The 795-nt window shown below is 73.8% G+C and carries 1 protein-coding gene; it reads right to left on the reverse strand.

The window, feature by feature from the left end; translation table 11 throughout:
* A partial coding sequence (locus F8271_RS31595) for a helicase HerA domain-containing protein (RefSeq protein WP_151493420.1) occupies positions 1–795 on the reverse strand: 795 nt, incomplete at both ends.

Genomic DNA, 795 nt, shown 5'->3' on the forward strand with positions numbered 1-795 from the left:
GCTGGTCGGGGTCGAACAGCACCACCCGCCCGGCGACGCTGGCGGGGAGCCGGTCGAGGATGTCCAGGACCATGTCGCCGTGCGGGTCGATGACCACGGTGCCCCGCCCGGCGGTGATGTCCTCGACGGCCATGTTGACCAGCAGGGTCGTCTTCCCGGAGCCCGTCGATCCGACCACATGCATGTGATACCTCGCATCGGCGACGGACAGGGCCACCGCGTGGCCACCGACTTCGGCGTCACCGAGGACCTTCATCCCGCGGCCGCCGGTCGGCACCGCCACCGGGGCCGGCATGGACTTCGCCCGCGCCCGATCCAACCCCGGAACGGCCAGATCCCGCGGCAGCGCCGCGAGGACGGACAGCTCGGGGGTGGAGGCCAGAAACCCGGATCCGAGCCGCCGTGTGGCCAGCACGGCCACCGGCTGCGCCATCCGCGCCCGATGGGCGAGCCGGTTACGGCCGGCGTACACGGCGAACGACGAGGCGACCACGTCCGCGACACCGCGCAGCCTGGCCTCCGGTCGGGACCCACCGCGGTGGTTGTTCTTGGCGATGACGTAGCGGATGCCGATCGTCCACAGCGGGTGGGCGGTCTTGTCGAGGATCGCCCGCACGTCCCGCTCCACACCGGGGTCCCGGCGGCCGGCCGGCTGGCCGCCGCTCCGGGTGGTGGCGGTACGGCCGGGAAGGAACGCCTCGATGAGCCACAGCAGCGGGGCGGCGGGATTGATGGCCGGTACGGCGGTCTTACCGTCGCGCAGCCGGCCGGCGGCGCGACGGGCGCGTGCGGCCC

It is taken from the genome of Micromonospora sp. ALFpr18c, assembly GCF_008868155.1.
Lineage (GTDB): Bacteria > Actinomycetota > Actinomycetes > Mycobacteriales > Micromonosporaceae > Micromonospora.